The following is an 18,868-nucleotide window of genomic DNA, read 5'->3' as shown; positions in this document are numbered from 1 at the left end:
TGCAACAACTAAGAAGAGGGTTCGATGAAGTCAATATCCGACCATACTGAAATAACCGCAACAGCTTGAGCTAGCCCTCCGGCACCGTCAGTTTTCAACAGAACTGGTACAACAGAAACTTGTGTCGATGCCGTGTAGTTATCGTTCCTTTGTTTAACGTATCTTGCGTTCTTGAGTGATAAGGGGGGGGTGGCCGCATCAGTAAACATGAAGGCGACATCCTCTATTGAAGAGGCTAAGGCATTCTGTTTCCCCGGAACAAATGGCCCATCGATCCGGTAGAGTAAGCGTGAATTTTGAAATACATCATCATCGCTGGAGCAGGTGCTGTTTATCCCTATTTGCCTCTTTGATTATCACTGTCAGGTTGCCCGCACTCCCGGTGGTATAGAGGTCGGTGAACCGAAACGGCCCCGGTGCTACGGTGGTTTGATACACGATATTGCCATTCTAGAATACCGTCACCTGCGCATTGGAGTTCGCCACACCGGTTATCTCCGGGGCAAAACCGTGCTGACTGTCGGGTAACATCGCCTCCTCCGAAGCCAGTTTCATGTCCCGAAATGGGATACTGTAAAAAATATCGCCACCGGTATAGGTTTCACCCGCCGTGAACTCACTGCGCAGTGCTGGGATGTCACGTTGCAGGTAGGTATTGTTCACCTGCCATTGGGTCTGTGTCGGCGCGGAAAAACAGGAGGCGTCCTCGTGGCGCTGATGATTGTAACTGTAGGTTTGCGGGCTGCGCAGACGCCACAGTCCCAGATTCAGCCCATTACGAAAAGAAGCAAACAGATTACGAGAACGTGATCCTTCCCAGTTTCCCTGATTGTCATAATGCTTTTCCGAGCCATTGACGGTGTAGTTCATCAAAAAAGCTGGGATCTCAGGATCCCACAGTGACGGGTTAACCGTTCCAGAATAACGGGGCTGCATGGCGCTCTGAGGGACGCTGAGATCGAGACGTAAACGGACAAAATCCAATGTCACGCGGGCGTGCGGGATCTGTTTCGTCAGCTCGGTGATGGGGCTGTCATCCGCTTTACCCTGAAAAGCCGGTAACTCGCGAGTATTGACCCCATACCTTTCCAGTTGTGCGACGGTGAATACCGGCTGGAGATGGCCGTTAACCAGCCTGAATTCAATCTCGCGGCTGTCCACCTTATTCTGGTTCATGTAGACATCCACCAGATAGCGCCCGGGTGCGACATATCTCGCGTTTTCATACGCCAAGAGATCGACATGACTGTGTTCACCATCAGCGCCCATTAGGAACATGGGATTAAAGTATTCCCGCGCCGAGGCGGGCAGGGTCGTTGCCGTCAGTGAACACAGCAGACATAGGTATACCGGACGGGGCCAGAAACCGCCTGGTTGACCGGGCGCGTGTTGGTTATCCTCCCGCAGTGCAGGCGGAAATGAAGTTTTTGTTGCCATAGCTCATCTCTGCTTATAATTCAGCCTATGCTGTTGATATTAAGGTCACTCTGCCTGAATACCGTCCGCCGATGCGGCGGGGTTATAACGGGACGTGGCGATCCTGACTGTCCCCACAAACGCCGGGGCGGTTTTCGCCATAATCGCCATTTTTCAGGTAGCTCCCTAGCCCGCCTCCCGGTAATTGATAGCGCAGGCCAAATCCCACGTTTCCCGCCACAGTGGAAGCCTTATCCCGATATAATGTCGGGTGGTTTTCTGGTGTGGGGCCGGCTATTTTAATGGCCGGTGTACGACCAGCTCTGGCTGACCTCGCACAACCTGACAACGCTAGCGTAATAGGCTTGTTGTCCGCTGCTTCGATATGTTCTGTACTTCGTTAAGCGGTATGGGTGAAGACTCGACGTGGGATGTCTGCACGTTGAGTTCACAGGTTGGCTGTTCCAGCGTTAATGCCAGAGTCAGTTCTGCCGTGTTTGAACTTGCCCCGGGAAGAGGACGGTACAAAGCAGACCAGCGAGTGTTGTCCGTCTGATAAAGGCTCACGGTTTTAACATTACGGTATCTCCCCCTGATAGGTAGATCCTCCTCCAAGGTCATTAATCACCGTCCAACTCACTTTAGCCGGGTAATGCACCCCTTTGAGGGGTAAAAAAAGGGTCGAGAACGGTGAGACCATGTTCTCTTTCTGTTGCTTTGTCATCAGCTCTTGTCCGCCTACTTTCAGGGAGGTGAAGGTGATGTAATAGGGTGATGGATTCGTGATCGTTATTCCCTCGGCTGTCGTTTTGAAGCGCAAAGCGCCGAAGCCCTTTTCCGGTGCAACCGGCAGCCCTGACGGGCGATACATCAATTTAATTGTGTTAGCCAGAACTTGTACGCCCCCGGAGCTCTGCTTACTAGAGAGATTATTGGATTCGGTGCTTAACGGGATAGCTTGCGCGGTAAACCAGAACAGGGATTCCCGGTCAGCAGGCAGCGCCTGGCCGGTTTTGATGATACGCACCTGATTCTGGCTGCCGGGTTCCATACGAAACAGGGGGGGAGTCACTAAAAATGGCGCAGTCTTGCTCCCATCAGGGATAGAACTGACCGTCACCTGCATCAGATAGACGGCCTCTTTACTGCTATTACGTAGCAAAGCGGTTGCAGCGTAGCTATCCGCCCGGTAGATAATGCGGGTGGCATCAATCCCCACCCTCTCCGCCTGTGTGGAAGTGATCGGGCAGCCTAACAGGCCGGCCATCATCATCGCTGTCATCAATCTTTTCACTGAGTCACCTGAATGTGTCTGGTTTGGTGTTGCATCAGCAAGAGTTGGACTTCTCTGTCCAATTCCGCTGCTATGATGCCCTTAGCACTTGATGGCGTGTGATTATTTATAAACCACTTGGAATGTTACTGGTGCTATTACTTCTTGGGCTGCTGGTACGGCGCTGGACTTGGAAACCAGCGCCATTTTGCATTTTTTCATGCCTTTTCCATCTTTTGGACTGGTTGGCTCGAATTCTGTGGTATCAGCGATAACAATAGGAGCTGCCTTAGTAACAGCGGTATTCCCGTCATACACGGCCACCTCTACGTCAGCATTAGCATTGGCGTTTAAGATCTGGTTGCTGTTAGTAAGAGTCTGTTCCAAAACCTGTATTTGAATATCTTGTGAAGGAGTGATTTAGCATTGCTTATGGTTTTTCCCATTTTGGAACTACAGTTAGCTAGTTTAACCTCTAACTCTTTTCCTGATGAATGAGCGCTATTGATGTCAGCACTAATGTCTGACGTTCTAACTGTTCCCATATCTAAAGTGTAAGCACCTTTACTACCAACAATGCCCGTACCTTCGACGTTGAGATCAGGGGTCGAGGCGCCTATGGAGGCCATCACGTTGACCGTAGCGCCATCTGAAGCGTGTGCCATACCTATCTCCATGCTTAGGAGTACTGCGGCTAATATGTTGGTCTTCATCATTTGCTTTTTCATTTCATACATTCCTTATCTACATCTACTGAATACATTTTGCCCAAAACAACACCATGACAGGTTAAACAATCGGACCGCCAAGGCGGTGCGTTTACTGGTCATTTAGAGTTATTTTGTTCAGTTATTAACTTGATGAAATATATGAATATAAATATTAAATTAATGAAATTACTTCTGACTTATACCATTTAGTTTCAGGATTTCTGCCTTTGTCATAAGAAATTGAATATAAAATCGATCAAAAAACGATCTTGCAACAGGTCGCAATATCCGTAATGCAAGAAATAATTTCAATTTTAAATCAAAAAACTAGGTGATTTTTTACAAAAAAATACAAAAAATCTCTTTTAAGTGATGAAATTTTCCGTATACTCCCCCGCGTTTGAAGAAGACCGAACAAAATAACTCTAAATGTTCGGTTTTTTGTCCCATATCAGAAACTGATGTCATTGAAAGCCACATCACTACTTTGAGTAAGGTTTTTCCTCGTTCTTACACCTTCTTACCCTTGCGCAGAAACACGAATCTCCAGCATTGCAAAAGCATTATATTAATTATTCTTATTAATTTCAGTGTTGAGGGGATTGGTTAAGACCTGATATCAGGTTTGTTTTGAACCATCATCTTCGATTCACTCTGTATTGAAATTGACCGGCATGGTGCTGGTTTTGAAAGGTGCCCTGAGTAAACCGTTCTGTGTTTGTCATACAATCTTCACAGCAAACTATCGCTGTAAACCATGTAATGGCGGGATGATAGAACAGTGACCAAGTAACATATACTGTTTGCTGTTTCAGATAAATGATGACTTTTTTCTTTTTCTATCAATAAATTAATGGTAGCTTTCAATGATTATCACTCTGATTTATCTATCACTTTGAACCATATTCTGTCTATTTAGTGATAAAAAATTATTGTCATACGATAACTTTTAAAGTACTTTAGCGAAAGTTTAGTTGAACATGTATATGGAATGACACAAGATGTGTGATAAACAGGAGTTTGTAACTAATCCCAGAATCAAGCTACTCAGCTTTCTGGCTATTATTATTGCTTCCATTATGGTAATTGGTGATTTGGGGTTCCATATTGCATCTTGGTCGTTATGGCACGATACCACTCGTCAGGCCGTTCTTCAGGCGTATAGCGATCTTATGCCTGCATTAACTGCAAAAGGATTTAAGCAATCTTTATTAAGTCAGGTGCTTTATATCTCTCTGGATACGATACCTCGGATTATATCAACGTCATCTTATATATTAATTGGCATTCTGTTTTTCCGGTTTGCTAAAGGTGAAATATGGAGTAACCGTAATATTTCCGCTTCATTTATTATTGGTTTCCTGATGATTCTAGAGCAACTTCTCTACCCTGTGATTAATATGTTACAAGGAATGGCGTTATCTGTGGATTTAGTGAAAGGGCAACGGGTATTTAGTTTTTCATTTGGCGTTAATTCAGAATCTCTGTTTATTATTATGTTTGGTGTATTCCTTCTGATATTTAGCTTAATTATGCGTGAATCTAAGAAGATAAGCGATGAGCAACGTTATTTTATCTGAGAATCATCATGAGTATTATAATAAGGTTGGATGTGATCTTAGCAAAAAGGAAAGTAAAGTCTAAAGAACTGGCTGCCATTATTGGTATTACTGAGCAGAATTTATCATTGCTGAAAAATGGCAAAATAAAAGGTATCCGTATTGAGACGCTGGAAAAAATTTGTAAACATTTGCAGTGTCAACCTGGAGATATATTGGAATATGTGGAAGATGGAGAGGATAACCGCTAATACAATAAATAAAGTCATTGTGTGTCTTTTGGTATCTTATAAGATAGAACTTTATATTCATTAGCCAGTTTTAAATGCATGAAAATATTAATTATTTCATGTTTTTTATCTAGCCTGTTACTCTGTGGTGTTAATGGTTCACCAATAAAGCAGGTTTCTCCTCGCGATAAGAATATATATTTCTCTCTGGGGGGATATTGTTCTGATATTCCGTGGAATGCCAGAAAGATAAAATGCATATGTAGATATTATTTACTCGATCATAAGAAATGATCTCTCTTTTTATATGGTTTTCATTTAAGTTAAATTTTTATAAAAACAGCAATTCAAGGATGTTAACAATGAATAAATTTTTTATTGTTTTATTCTCAATATTTGTGATTACAGGATGTTCTTCTATGCCACGGCTTACTGATGGCTATATTTCAACCTGTGGTTATTTTGAATGTAATGTCAAGGATATAGTTTCAGGTAGTGAAGTTAAAGTAGATAATATACCTTCTACTCCTGATATTTACCGGGATATCTCAATCCAAGATAGACAAATTATACAATCTGGTGGAAGACCACCTTTTGAAGATAAGAGTTACAGTATTGGGGGGACTTTTAAATTCTAATTTAATTTCTTTGGTTATTTCTTTATTTTTAATTAAGGTATTGTTATATGAATTTTATAAGAAAAATAGCTGTTATCCCTTTATTTACCTTATTTACTCTATTGGCGGGTTGTACATCGTGGGAAAAACCAGGGGCAACTCAGTATGAAAGAGATAGGGATTACGCTGAATGTAAAGCATTAGGTTATTCTCAATTACCATCAGACTGGACCAGCGAAGTTGTTCATTCTTTCGAGACAAAACATTTTTCTTGCAAAGATAAAGACAAGGACGAAGATAAATCCTGTAATCATTACATTACTGTGCCGAAAACTGAGGTTAAGCGTTGGGATAAAAATGAATCATCAAGGCGTTGGATAATTTCATCCTGTATGTATAAAAAAGGGTGGCATGAAGAGACGCGTTATTGGTTTTAATGTAGTCCATTTTTTTCCATCAGCAGGAGTTACCTGGAGCTGTTGCTGGTGGTTCCTCACATATTTGTCATTATTCCTTTCTAATTGCCAGTTTTAGCCCTCGGTTTTATTGATTTGAGCTACATTTATAACCTGATGGTATGCATTTGTATTTAAAATCAACAGGTGATGATTTGGTCGCTATATTTTTTTAATAAAGATTCAACTATTTTCTTGCTGTAACGATTCACTGCACCTATTTATACGTTCATAAAGGTTAGGTTAAAATATTATCTTAGGATGTTTATTAACCTATTGGTTATCAACTTTTGCGAATTTTTAAAAAAAACTGTTAAAATTTGCAGGTTTTTATGATTTGGGACAAGGTCTTTATGGACAGTTGGTGAATACTTTGTTACTTTTATGGCCCGGTAGTTTAAATTGGTATTACCAATTGACTTTGGCAAAGACCGAAACAATGTTTATCCATATATACTCAATAGATTTCAAGATGGACCGCGACGGCAAGGGAGAGAATCCCCGGGAGCATAGATAACTATGTGACCGGGGTGAGCGAACGCAGCCAACAAAGAGGCAACTTGAAAGATGACGGATATATGTAGTTACCTTAAGTAGGTGCTATTGATGCAGGTGGTTTGAGCATTGTCCAGGTTTTAAACGACAAACAAAATAGCCTCATGAGACATGAGATAGGTTCTAACTGGCTTAGTTCTAACTGACTTATAGTAAATATGGCTTATAATAAAATCCGCCAACCAAAATTATCAGATGTTATTGAGCAGCGTCTTGAACATCTCATCCTTGAAGGATCTGTGCGTCCAGGGGAGAAGTTGCCGCCTGAACGTGAGTTGGCGAAACAGTTTGATGTGTCACGCCCTTCACTGCGCGAAGCCATTCAGCGGTTAGAAGCTAAAGGTTTTCTTTTTCGCCGTCAGGGTGGGGGGACGTTTGTTCAGAGTAACCTTTGGCAAAGTTTCAGTGATCCACTGGTACAACTACTGGCTGGTCACCCTGAATCTCAATTTGACCTCCTTGAAACCCGCCATGCTTTGGAAGGTGTTGCTGCCTATTACGCGGCACTGCGTGGAACTGACGAAGATTTTGAACGCATTCGGCAATATCACCTTGTTATTCAACAAGCTCAGGAAAGTGGTGATGTCAATGCTGAATCTGAGGCTGTGTTGCAATATCAGCTTGTCGTTGCCGAAGCAGCGCATAATGTGGTTCTCCTTCATTTATTACGCTGTATGGCACCTATGCTGGAACAAAATATCCGGCAGAATTTTGAGTTTTTGTATACCCGCCGAGAAATGTTGACGGCTGTCAGCGATCATCGGGCGAAGATTTTTGCAGCGATAATGGCGAGGCAACCAGAGAAAGCCCGTGAGGCCTCCCATCGCCATTTAGCGTTTATTGAAGATGTCTTATTGGATCTCAGCCGCGAGCACACTCGCCGCGAGCGATCATTACGATGTCTTCAACAGCATCAGGAATAAAATTAGCTGTGTGGATCTTGAAATTTGCTGCGTCTGCATAGCTAAGTTGAGTCCCTTTACTGAGGGCACTAGCGGCAACAACAGTGAGGGCCTATCTTCCAGTCATGACCGGCTGAACGTCAAAGGGTATGACGGGAAGGTAGGCTCCAAAACAATCATTAGAAACAGATAACAGATAAGGAATACACCATGTCAGACATTTTGAAAAATGACGTGGATCCGATCGAAACTCGCGACTGGTTACAGGCGATCGAATCGGTCATCCGTGAAGAGGGTGTTGATCGTGCCCAGTTCTTGATTGATCAGGTACTGAACGAAGCACGTAAAGGTGGCGTGAATGTTGCGGCCGGTGCTGCTAACCGCGATTATATCAACACCATTGCTGTTGAGGATGAGCCTGCTTACCCTGGCAATCTGGATTTGGAGCGTCGTATTCGCTCTACTATTCGTTGGAATGCTGTGATGACTGTGCTACGGGCATCTAAAAAAGATCTGGAATTAGGTGGTCACATGGCTTCATTCCAGTCTTCAGCAACCATGTATGAAGTTTGTTTCAACCATTTCTTCCGTGCCCGTAATGAAAATGACGGCGGTGATTTGGTTTATTTCCAAGGTCATATCTCTCCAGGTGTCTACGCTCGTGCTTTCCTTGAAGGCCGTTTAACTGAGGAGCAGATGAATAATTTCCGTCAGGAAATTCATGGCAATGGTCTCTCTTCTTATCCGCATCCAAAATTGATGCCTGAATTCTGGCAGTTCCCAACTGTTTCAATGGGATTGGGGCCAATCGGTGCGATTTATCAGGCTAAGTTCCTGAAATATCTGGAACACCGTGGTCTGAAAGATACCTCCAAGCAGACCGTTTATGCCTTCTTGGGTGATGGTGAAATGGATGAGCCAGAATCCAAAGGTGCGATCACTATCGCAACCCGCGAGAAACTGGATAATTTGGTATTTGTTATCAACTGTAACCTGCAACGTTTGGATGGTCCAGTTACGGGTAATGGCAAAATCGTTAATGAGCTGGAAGGCATTTTTGATGGCGCAGGTTGGCAGGTTATTAAAGTGCTTTGGGGCGATCGTTGGGATGAACTGTTGCGTAAAGATACCAGCGGTAAATTGATCCAAGTGATGAACGAAACGCTAGACGGTGATTACCAGACATTCAAATCCAAAGATGGCGCTTATGTGCGTCAGCATTTCTTTGGTCGTTACCCAGAGACCGCTGAATTAGTTAAAGATATGACCGATGACCAGATTTGGGCGTTGAACCGTGGTGGTCATGATCCTAAGAAAGTCTTTGCTGCTTTGAAAAAAGCGCAAGAAACTACCGGCAAACCAACGGTTATCCTGGCTCAGACCATCAAAGGTTACGGTATGGGTGATACGGCGGAAGGTAAAAACATCGCTCATCAGGTTAAGAAGATGAATATGGAAGGCGTTCGCCATTTCCGTGATCGTTTTAATGTACCTGTGGCTGATGATCAACTCGAAAAGCTGCCTTATGTGACGTTTGATAAAGACTCTGAAGAGTACAAATATTTGCATGAGCATCGTGCAGCGCTAGGGGGTTATCTGCCAAGCCGTCGTACTCATTTTGAAGAGAAGCTGGAACTGCCAACTCTGGAAGATTTTGGTGCGTTGCTGGAAGAACAGAACAAAGAGATTTCTACCACTATCGCTTTTGTTCGTGCCTTGAACGTGATGTTGAAGAACAAATCAATCAAAGATCGTCTGGTGCCAATCATTGCTGATGAAGCGCGTACATTTGGTATGGAAGGTCTGTTCCGTCAGATCGGCATCTACAGCTCTAACGGCCAGCAGTATACTCCGCAGGACCGTGAACAGGTTGCTTACTATAAAGAAGACTCTAAAGGCCAGATTCTGCAAGAAGGCATCAATGAATTGGGTGCCGGTTCATCATGGCTGGCGGCAGCAACGTCTTACAGCACCAATAACCTGCCAATGATTCCGTTCTACATCTACTACTCTATGTTCGGGTTCCAACGTATTGGCGACCTGTGCTGGGCAGCAGGTGACCAACAGGCTCGTGGCTTCCTGATTGGGGGGACTTCCGGCCGTACAACCTTGAATGGTGAAGGTCTGCAACACGAAGATGGACACAGCCACATTCAGTCTCTGACTATCCCTAACTGCATCTCTTATGATCCGGCATTTGCTTATGAAGTTGCTGTGATTATGCATGATGGTTTAGAGCGTATGTATGGTGAGAAACAAGAGAACATTTACTACTACATCACCACGCTGAACGAAAACTACCACATGCCGGCGATGCCACAAGGTGCAGAAGAAGGTATCCGTAAAGGTATCTATAAGCTGGAAAGCTTGGAAGGCAGCAAAGGTAAAGTTCAGCTATTAGGTTCTGGTTCTATTCTGCGTCATGTTCGTGAAGCGGCACAGATTCTGGCTAACGATTATGGTGTGGGTTCTGATGTGTACAGCGTGACCTCATTCACTGAACTGGCTCGTGATGGTCAGGATTGTGAACGGTGGAACATGTTGCACCCAACAGAAACGCCACGTGTACCTTATGTTGCTCAGATCATGAATGAAGCACCAGCAGTGGCTTCTACTGATTATATGAAGTTGTTCGCAGAACAAATTCGTAACTTCATCCCTGCAAGTGAATTCCGCGTATTGGGTACTGACGGTTTCGGTCGTTCCGATAGCCGTGAAAACCTGCGTCATCATTTTGAAGTTGATGCTTCTTACGTGGTAGTTGCTGCTTTGGGTGAATTGGCTAAGCGCGGCGAAATCGCTGTGAGTGTTGTGGAAGAAGCAATCAACAAATACAACATTAACCCAGAAAAAGTTAACCCGCGTCTGGCATAAGAGGTAAAGAATCAATGGCTATCAAAATTAAGGTACCGGATATCGGTGCGGACGAAGTTGAAGTCACCGAAATCATGGTGAAAGTTGGCGATACAGTGGAAGCTGAGCAATCGCTGATCACCGTGGAAGGTGATAAGGCTTCGATGGAAGTTCCATCCCCACAGGCGGGTGTTGTTAAAGAGATCATCATTGCGGTTGGCGATAAAGTTGAAACCGACAAACTGATTATGATTTTTGATTCCGCGGAAGGTGCTGTAGAAGCTGCGCCAGCGGAAGCGCCAGCAGCGGTAACATTGTCTTCGCGTATGGCAGAGCCAGAACCCGTAGCTTCTGCGGCTATGAAGGTTCATGTACCGGATATCGGCGGTGATGAGGTCGAAGTTACCGAAGTGATGGTGAAAGTTGGCGATGCAGTGGAAGCTGAACAATCGTTGATCACCGTAGAGGGCGATAAAGCCTCTATGGAAGTCCCCGCGCCATTCGCCGGTATCGTTAAAGAAATTCAAATCAAAGCCGGTGATAAAGTGGAAACCGGTTCTATGATCATGGTATTCGAAGTCGCGGGTGCAGCACCTGTTGCTCCGGTTGCCTCTGCGCCAGCTCCAACTGCTGAACCAGAGAAAGCAGCAGTACCGGTTATTGCTAGCAGAAGCTTCGCAGAAGAAGACAAAAATGATTTCGCTGAAAATAGCGCTTATGTTCATGCAACGCCGGTGATCCGTCGCCTGGCGCGTGAATTCGGCGTTAACCTGGCTAAAGTGAAAGGTACAGGGCGTAAAGGCCGTGTTCTGCGTGAAGATGTTCAGGCTTACGTGAAAGACGCGGTTAAACGTGCAGAATCGGCTCCTGCATCAGCCGGTGGTGGTCTGCCGGGTATGTTGCCTTGGCCGAAAGTGGATTTCAGCAAATTTGGTGAAATTGAAGAAGTTGAGCTGGGTCGTATTCAGAAAATCTCTGGTGCTAACCTGAGCCGTAACTGGGTGGTGATCCCACATGTTACACAGTTCGACGAAACGGATATCACTGAAGTTGAAAACTTCCGTAAACAGCAGAATCAGGAAGCTGAGAAGAAACAGCTTGGCGTGAAGATTACTCCGCTAGTATTCATCATAAAAGCGGTAGCAAAAGCGCTGGAAGAGATGCCGCGCTTTAACAGCTCTATCTCGGAAGATGGTCAGAAACTGACGCTGAAAAAATACATCAACATTGGTGTGGCAGTTGATACACCTAATGGTCTGGTGGTTCCAGTGTTCCGTGATGTTAATAAGAAGGGCATCATTGAATTGTCCCGCGAGCTGACTGAGATGTCTAAGAAAGCGCGTGCAGGCAAACTGACCGCATCTGATATGCAGGGGGGATGCTTCACTATTTCAAGTCTGGGGGGTATCGGTGGCACAGCATTCACGCCAATCGTTAATGCACCAGAAGTGGCTATCCTGGGCGTATCCCGCTCATCAATGAAGCCAGTATGGAATGGTAAAGAGTTTGTTCCACGCCTGATGCTACCTCTGTCACTCTCTTTCGATCACCGTGTGATCGATGGTGCTGATGGTGCGCGTTTCATCACATTTATTAATCATGCGATGAGCGATATCCGCCGTCTGGTGATGTAATCTCAAAGGCCGGCCATGTGCCGGCCTGATTGTTATTGCGGTGACAGAGAGACAGCTTACATCTGGTGAGTTTGTTGCGAGTTCTGTCACGTTAACGCACTTTTCAGGTTATTAACAATTCTGTAAACTGCTCGCGGTGTGTAGGTCCCGGTGGAATATATCGTTTTTGGCGCCTGACCCGCCGGACAAACAATTAAGAGGTCATGATGAGTACTGAAATTAAAGCCCAAGTAGTGGTACTTGGGGCAGGTCCAGCAGGGTATTCTGCTGCTTTTCGTTGCGCGGATTTAGGTTTAGAAACCGTTCTGGTGGAACGTTACTCTACCTTAGGTGGTGTTTGTCTTAACGTTGGTTGTATCCCTTCCAAGGCATTGCTGCATGTAGCAAAAGTGATTGAGGAAGCTAAGGCGCTGGCAGATCATGGCATCGTTTTTGGTGAACCCAAAACTGACATCGAAAAAGTCCGTGTTTGGAAAGAAAAAGTTATTAATCAGCTAACCGGTGGTTTGGCTGGTATGGCTAAAGGCCGCAAAGTTAAAGTGGTTAATGGTTTTGGTAAATTTACAGGGGCGAACACGCTGGTTGTTGAAGGTGAAGGTGGCGCAACAACGATTAATTTTGATAACGCCATTATTGCCGCGGGCTCCCGTCCTATCCAACTGCCATTTATTCCTCATGATGACCCGCGCGTTTGGGATTCTACCGATGCTTTGGCGCTGACTACGGTTCCTGGCCGCTTGTTGGTCATGGGCGGTGGTATTATCGGTCTGGAAATGGGAACCGTTTACCACGCTCTGGGCTCTCAGATTGATGTTGTTGAAATGTTGGATCAGGTTATTCCTGCGGCTGATAAAGACGTGGTGAAAGTCTTTACCAAACGTATCAGCAAACAATTCAATCTGATGCTGGAAACCAAAGTTACCGTGGTAGAAGCCAAAGAAGATGGTATCTACGTCACGATGGAAGGCAAAAACGCACCAGCAGAACCACAGCGTTATGACGCGGTTCTGGTTGCTATCGGTCGTGTACCTAACGGTAAAATGCTGGATGCAGGTAAAGCCGGTGTTGACGTTGATGACCGCGGCTTTATCCATGTTGATAAGCAAATGCGCACCAATGTACCGCACATCTTTGCTATTGGTGACATCGTTGGTCAGCCGATGTTGGCGCATAAAGGTGTTCATGAAGGTCACGTTGCGGCGGAAGTTATTTCGGGTAAGAAACACTACTTTGATCCAAAAGTGATTCCATCCATTGCTTACACTGAACCAGAAGTTGCATGGGTTGGCCTGACTGAGAAAGAAGCGAAAGAGAAAGGCATTAGCTATGAAACGGCTACTTTCCCGTGGGCAGCTTCTGGCCGCGCAATTGCTTCTGATTGTGCTGACGGTATGACCAAATTGATTTTCGATAAAGAAAGTAATCGTATTATCGGTGGTGCGATTGTGGGTACTAACGGTGGTGAATTGTTGGGTGAAATCGGTCTGGCAATTGAAATGGGTTGTGATGCGGAAGATATCGCATTGACTATCCATGCTCACCCAACGTTGCATGAGTCGGTAGGTCTGGCTGCTGAAGTCTTTGAAGGCAGTATTACTGATTTGCCAAATGCGAAAGCGAAGAAAAAGAAATAATTTCTTAAATCGATCAATCTATTAATGTAATTTACCGAAGCGGCTTTCATTTATTGAAAGCCGTTTTTTTATCTGGTATGACCTGTTTGAGGAGACTCAATATAAAAAGTATGGTTTTTGTGGGTGCTACTGGCAAAAATCAGCGGAATAATCTGTTTTAATAGCTTTGTCTGCTGTTAATTCAGAATATTACTATCAGTTAATGTTACTTTTCTGTGAACGAATTAACATCGTATTCAAATTTTGGTATGCTGAGCGCCCGAAGCTGGGCATAACTTGTTTTGCACTTGTTAAGTTATGCCGGCAATCCTCTGACCTGGCACCCGGAACCATAACTAACAACCTGTTTCAGGAGGGGCTATTTGTTGCGAAAACACATATTGTTACGCAAAGATAATAGCTTGGTGAGGCAGGTTCTAAGGCGGGTGCAGAGCCGGGTAGATAAAATGACAATGAGAGCGAGGAGAAAGTCGTGCTAGAAGAATACCGCAAGCACGTAGCCGAGCGTGCAGCCCAAGGTGTCGTCCCTAAACCATTGGACGCGACACAAGCGGCGGCGCTGGTTGAGTTACTGAAGAGTCCACCAAAAGGTGAAGAAGATTTCCTGTTAGATTTGCTGATTAACCGTATTCCCCCTGGCGTTGATGAAGCGGCTTATGTAAAAGCCGGTTTTCTTGCCGCCATTGTGAAAGATGAAACCATTTCACCGCTAATTACGCCAGAAAAGGCGGTTGAGCTGCTTGGAACGATGCAAGGTGGTTATAATATTCATCCTTTGATTGATGCTTTGGATAATGAAAAACTGGCTCCAATTGCAGCTAAAGCGCTCTCTCATACTTTGTTGATGTTTGATAACTTCTATGATGTAGAAGAAAAAGCAAAAGCAGGTAATCCACAAGCCAAACAAATTATGCAATCTTGGGCTGATGCGCAGTGGTATCTGGAACGCCCTGAATTGGCAGAAAAAATTACAGTCACGGTATTTAAAGTGACGGGTGAAACAAACACTGACGACTTATCTCCTGCGCAGGATGCATGGTCACGCCCTGATATTCCGCTGCATGCTCTGGCAATGTTGAAAAATGCTCGCGAAGGGATTGTCCCGGATCAAGCTGGTGTTATTGGTCCAATCAAACAGATTGAAGAGCTGAATAAGAAAGGCTATCCGCTGGCTTATGTCGGTGATGTGGTTGGTACAGGTTCTTCCCGCAAATCGGCCACTAACTCAGTATTATGGTTTATGGGCGACGATATTCCCTTTGTGCCAAATAAACGTGGTGGCGGTGTCGTTCTGGGCGGTAAAATTGCGCCAATCTTCTTCAATACGATGGAAGATGCCGGTGCGCTGCCAATTGAGCTGGATGTGAACAAATTAAATATGGGGGAGGTAATTGATATCTACCCATATAAAGGGGAAGTACGTCACCACGAAACCAATGAGTTACTGGCTGAATTTGAACTGAAAACAGATGTATTGTTGGATGAAGTGCGTGCGGGTGGCCGTATTCCACTGATTATCGGCCGTGGTTTGACCAGTAAGGCGCGTGAGTCTCTTGGTTTACCCCCCAGTGATGTCTTCCGTCAGGCGAAAGCGGTTGAAGAAAGTCGTCGCGGTTTCTCCTTGGCTCAGAAAATGGTTGGTCGGGCATGTGGCACTGTGGGTATTCGCCCTGGTGAATACTGTGAACCTAAAATGACCTCTGTTGGTTCTCAGGATACAACTGGCCCAATGACCCGTGACGAACTGAAAGATCTGGCGTGTTTGGGTTTCTCTGCGGATCTGGTAATGCAGTCATTCTGCCATACGGCGGCTTATCCTAAGCCAGTTGACGTCACTACTCACCATACCTTGCCTGATTTCATCATGAATCGTGGCGGTGTTTCTCTGCGTCCGGGTGATGGCATTATTCACTCATGGCTGAACCGTATGCTGTTGCCTGATACCGTTGGTACCGGTGGTGATTCTCATACGCGTTTCCCGATTGGTATTTCCTTCCCGGCGGGTTCTGGTCTGGTAGCGTTTGCTGCTGCGACGGGGGTGATGCCTTTGGATATGCCAGAATCGGTGCTGGTTCGTTTTAAAGGGCAGATGCAGCCCGGTATTACTCTGCGTGATTTGGTTCATGCGATTCCTTACTATGCGATTCAGCAAGGTCTTCTGACGGTTGAAAAGAAAGGTAAGAAAAACATCTTCTCTGGCCGTATTCTCGAAATCGAAGGTTTGCCAGATCTGAAAGTTGAGCAGGCATTTGAGCTGGCGGATGCTTCTGCGGAGCGCTCTGCGGCGGGCTGTACCATTAAATTGGATAAAGCACCGATTATTGAATACCTGCAATCCAATATTGTGCTGCTGAAATGGATGATTGCCGAAGGTTATGGTGATCGCCGTACTTTAGAGCGTCGTGTAACGGGCATGGAGAATTGGCTGAAAGATCCTCAATTGTTGGAAGCTGATGCTGATGCAGAATATGCCGCAGTTATCGAAATCGATCTGGCTGAAATCAAACAACCTATTCTGTGTGCACCGAACGATCCCGATGATGCCCGTTTACTGTCTGATGTGGCTAACAGTAAAATCGATGAGGTTTTTATCGGTTCTTGTATGACTAACATTGGTCATTTCCGTGCAGCCGGTAAATTATTGGATCAACATAAAGGTCAATTACCAACTCGCTTGTGGGTTGCTCCGCCAACGAAAATGGATGCAGCTCAACTCACAGAGGAAGGTTATTACAGCATCTTTGGTAAGAGTGGGGCACGGGTTGAAATTCCTGGCTGTTCCTTGTGTATGGGTAACCAAGCCCGCGTTGCTGACGGTGTAACTGTGGTCTCCACTTCGACTCGTAACTTCCCGAATCGTCTGGGGACGGGGGCGAATGTTTACCTGGCATCGGCTGAACTGGCGGCTGTGGCTTCTTTGTTGGGACGTTTACCTACACCGGAAGAGTACCAGCAATTTATGGATAAAGTTGATGAGACTGCGGAAGATACTTACCGTTATCTCAATTTTGATCAACTGAACCAATACACTGAAAAAGCGGATGATGTGATTTTCCAAACCACGGTGTAATTGCGATACCAATGAATGGGAGGTAAAAACCTCCCATTTTAGATAATGATAAAACGAGTGTTAGTTAAGAAAATTCGTTTTTTGCCTGTTAGTGTGGCTTTAAATACTGGAAAAAAGACAAGCATATCATGAAAAAAAATAAAAACTTTAATCATTAAAGGTAAAAAAACAGTGATTAAGGATTTTTTAAAGGAGGTAAAAAGTTTCATTCTATAACTGATATTAAAAGAGAAAACATTAGGAAGAACGGATTTTAAATTGATTGAAGTGATAAAATAACAATATTAACCGCATTAAAAAATTAACAATGAAAAAAGAAAAAGCGTTTAGTAGTATTAAAAACCATTAAATAAATTGGATTTTATTTTAATGCTATTAATAAACCTGTTACTCTTTATGGTTTTAAGCCTAAAAAAATAAAAACAGAAAAAACCTAATTATCGGCATAATAAAATCCCAAAATACATGGTTTTACAGCATACAGATCGGGTTAATTTCAGTGCTATTATGTTGCATTTATTATGCAAAATCATGATAAATTAAATACTCCTTAAATACTCCTTAAATACTCCTTAAATACTCCTTAAATACTCCGGTTTAAACTGGTTTTATATTGTTTTAACCCATCCGGTTGTTATATCTTTTTAATAATTTTCAATGATATATACCGTTATCCTCCAAGTTGCCTCTTTGTTGGCTGCACTCGCTCACCCCGGTCACATAGTTACCTATGCTCGTCGCGATGCATCTTGAAATCCATAAGGTATAATTATTGATTAAATATTTAAATTCCCCATGAAAAGATGCGTAATTTTATTTCTACCAATAATCGGCGTACCTAATTATTCTTAGACGTGCCGACAATATTCATTATGTTGAACATTGATTAGCAGATGGTTATTTACCATAAATGAAAATTACACTTCATAATCAAAGACGATGATATCAGCGACCGAATCTATAAGGAGATCTTTTAATTTATCATGCGCTGGGTGAGGCAAATAGTTTGCAATAGCTTTATGATCATCAAATGTCATGGTGATAGCATGTGTAAAACCTTTTTTTTGTTTTCACTACTTACATGACTTCCCCACTCGATAGAAGAAATGCCTTTGATCTGATGCTGCATGGAAATAGCGGTATCTCTTATCGTCGTTAATTGTTGTTGTTTTATCTCGGATGTGAATTTTAACAAAAGAATATGGCGTATCATAATGGCTCCTGAAAGGTGTTTTTGTTTTTGCTGACAAGATAGAAAATAAATTTTTCTATTACAAGATCCTTGAATATATCTCATCAATTAGTGGATGTGTATTCGATTTTGCTGTTTTTGTTTCTCTGAGATATTATTAATTATAGTGTATTTGCCTATATTTGCACTGAGGCTGGACTCTCCTCCGATGAAAGCCATCGCGGACACAAACCTCAAGAATAACTTGGGGGTGTATATTTCGGTTATCCCGGTGAAAACCATGCCGTTGTGTCAGCATAGAGGCTTTAATCTCCCACTTCTTGGCAGTTTGTGGGCTGATTTTGAGGCGGAATTGCCAGGAAATATTAAAATGGAAAGAACGCACCAGAGGTAATGATGGAATACGAATTTTTGCTGGATGTCACTGGACTGGTGACTAGCCGGTTCTCGATGGATCACGAAGCTATTGGTCAGTGGCTGAATGAAGAAGTTAAAGGTGATTTGGCGGTGATAGATAAGATTGCCTCAGCGTTGGCCGAAATTAAAGGTAGTGAACGTCAATGGCAACTTGTAGGTCATGAATATACGCTGTTAATGGATGACGAAGAAGTTATGGTTCGTGCCAATCAGCTTGAGTTTGAAACTGATTCGATGGAGGAGGGCATGAGTTATTACGATAAGGAGAGCCTGGCTTTTTGCGGTACCAAGGATTTTATTGATATGTTGGCCGATTATCGGGATTTTATTTTGCAAAAGTACGATTGGTGA

The 18,868-nt window shown here is 44.0% G+C and carries 18 protein-coding genes and 1 pseudogene; 11 read left to right on the top strand and 8 right to left on the bottom strand.

The window, feature by feature from the left end; genetic code table 11:
- Positions 1–309 precede the first annotated feature (309 nt).
- The 6 genes and pseudogenes from PluTT01m_RS18730 to PluTT01m_RS18710 all read right to left on the bottom strand — a co-directional run bounded on the left by PluTT01m_RS18730 (position 310) and on the right by PluTT01m_RS18710 (position 3,417).
- Positions 310–1,278 (bottom strand): annotated as a pseudogene (locus PluTT01m_RS18730) (fimbria/pilus outer membrane usher protein).
- A gap of 241 nt (positions 1,279–1,519) precedes the next feature.
- The gene (locus PluTT01m_RS27280; protein ID WP_192880109.1) at positions 1,520–1,657 is read right to left on the bottom strand and encodes a hypothetical protein; all 138 of its coding nucleotides are present in this window, start codon (positions 1,655–1,657) and stop codon (positions 1,520–1,522) included.
- Positions 1,658–1,767: 110 nt separating this feature from the next.
- On the bottom strand, positions 1,768–1,983 hold the full coding sequence (locus PluTT01m_RS27275) for a hypothetical protein (protein ID WP_192880110.1): 216 nt from the start codon (positions 1,981–1,983) through the stop codon (positions 1,768–1,770).
- Between the two features lie 10 nt (positions 1,984–1,993).
- Entirely contained in the window at positions 1,994–2,710 is a 717-nt protein-coding gene (locus PluTT01m_RS18720; RefSeq protein ID WP_011147798.1) for a fimbrial biogenesis chaperone, read from the bottom strand.
- 102 nt (positions 2,711–2,812) lie between these two features.
- Positions 2,813–3,007, bottom strand: a complete 195-nt coding sequence (locus tag PluTT01m_RS18715; RefSeq protein WP_041380280.1) for a hypothetical protein — start codon at positions 3,005–3,007, stop codon at positions 2,813–2,815.
- A 32-nt stretch (positions 3,008–3,039) separates the two neighbouring features.
- Complete coding sequence (locus PluTT01m_RS18710; protein ID WP_041380278.1) at positions 3,040–3,417, bottom strand: fimbrial protein; 378 nt, start codon at positions 3,415–3,417, stop codon at positions 3,040–3,042.
- Between the two features lie 983 nt (positions 3,418–4,400).
- Here PluTT01m_RS18710 and PluTT01m_RS18705 point away from each other — a divergent pair.
- From PluTT01m_RS18705 to acnB, 9 genes are all read left to right on the top strand, one after another.
- On the top strand, positions 4,401–4,979 hold the full coding sequence (locus PluTT01m_RS18705) for a hypothetical protein (protein ID WP_011147795.1): 579 nt from the start codon (positions 4,401–4,403) through the stop codon (positions 4,977–4,979).
- An 8-nt stretch (positions 4,980–4,987) separates the two neighbouring features.
- Positions 4,988–5,209, top strand: coding sequence for a helix-turn-helix domain-containing protein (locus PluTT01m_RS18700; RefSeq protein ID WP_011147794.1), 222 nt, complete (start codon positions 4,988–4,990; stop codon positions 5,207–5,209).
- A 341-nt stretch (positions 5,210–5,550) separates the two neighbouring features.
- Positions 5,551–5,826 (top strand): hypothetical protein, encoded by a 276-nt coding sequence (locus PluTT01m_RS18695; RefSeq protein ID WP_109791777.1) that lies wholly within the window; start codon positions 5,551–5,553, stop codon positions 5,824–5,826.
- 47 nt (positions 5,827–5,873) lie between these two features.
- Entirely contained in the window at positions 5,874–6,242 is a 369-nt protein-coding gene (locus PluTT01m_RS18690) for a hypothetical protein (protein WP_011147792.1), read from the top strand.
- A gap of 731 nt (positions 6,243–6,973) precedes the next feature.
- Positions 6,974–7,738, top strand: a complete 765-nt coding sequence (pdhR, locus tag PluTT01m_RS18685; protein WP_011147791.1) for a pyruvate dehydrogenase complex transcriptional repressor PdhR — start codon at positions 6,974–6,976, stop codon at positions 7,736–7,738.
- A 189-nt stretch (positions 7,739–7,927) separates the two neighbouring features.
- Entirely contained in the window at positions 7,928–10,591 is a 2,664-nt protein-coding gene (aceE, locus tag PluTT01m_RS18680; RefSeq protein ID WP_011147790.1) for a pyruvate dehydrogenase (acetyl-transferring), homodimeric type, read from the top strand.
- A 14-nt stretch (positions 10,592–10,605) separates the two neighbouring features.
- Positions 10,606–12,204: a pyruvate dehydrogenase complex dihydrolipoyllysine-residue acetyltransferase gene (gene aceF, locus PluTT01m_RS18675; RefSeq protein ID WP_011147789.1), complete on the top strand. Its 1,599-nt coding sequence runs from the start codon at positions 10,606–10,608 to the stop codon at positions 12,202–12,204.
- A gap of 206 nt (positions 12,205–12,410) precedes the next feature.
- Positions 12,411–13,838, top strand: a complete 1,428-nt coding sequence (lpdA, locus tag PluTT01m_RS18670) for a dihydrolipoyl dehydrogenase (RefSeq protein WP_109791775.1) — start codon at positions 12,411–12,413, stop codon at positions 13,836–13,838.
- A gap of 472 nt (positions 13,839–14,310) precedes the next feature.
- Entirely contained in the window at positions 14,311–16,908 is a 2,598-nt protein-coding gene (gene acnB / locus PluTT01m_RS18665; protein WP_011147786.1) for a bifunctional aconitate hydratase 2/2-methylisocitrate dehydratase, read from the top strand.
- 917 nt (positions 16,909–17,825) lie between these two features.
- Here the strand turns inward: acnB and PluTT01m_RS28320 are convergent.
- Positions 17,826–17,945, bottom strand: a complete 120-nt coding sequence (locus tag PluTT01m_RS28320) for a Dabb family protein (RefSeq protein WP_082302924.1) — start codon at positions 17,943–17,945, stop codon at positions 17,826–17,828.
- Positions 17,942–18,121 (bottom strand): Dabb family protein, encoded by a 180-nt coding sequence (locus PluTT01m_RS18655; protein ID WP_011147785.1) that lies wholly within the window; start codon positions 18,119–18,121, stop codon positions 17,942–17,944. The genes PluTT01m_RS28320 and PluTT01m_RS18655 overlap by 4 nt, the downstream gene beginning before the upstream one ends.
- Positions 18,122–18,308: 187 nt before the next feature.
- Between PluTT01m_RS18655 and PluTT01m_RS18650 the strand changes: the two genes are divergently transcribed.
- Positions 18,309–18,494, top strand: a complete 186-nt coding sequence (locus PluTT01m_RS18650) for a hypothetical protein (protein WP_041380276.1) — start codon at positions 18,309–18,311, stop codon at positions 18,492–18,494.
- Between the two features lie 2 nt (positions 18,495–18,496).
- Positions 18,497–18,868, top strand: a complete 372-nt coding sequence (locus tag PluTT01m_RS18645; RefSeq protein ID WP_011147783.1) for a YacL family protein — start codon at positions 18,497–18,499, stop codon at positions 18,866–18,868.

Origin of the sequence: Photorhabdus laumondii subsp. laumondii, from assembly GCF_003343245.1 — a bacterium.
Lineage (GTDB): Bacteria > Pseudomonadota > Gammaproteobacteria > Enterobacterales > Enterobacteriaceae > Photorhabdus > Photorhabdus laumondii.
This window is presented reverse-complemented; position numbering and strand designations above follow the sequence as displayed.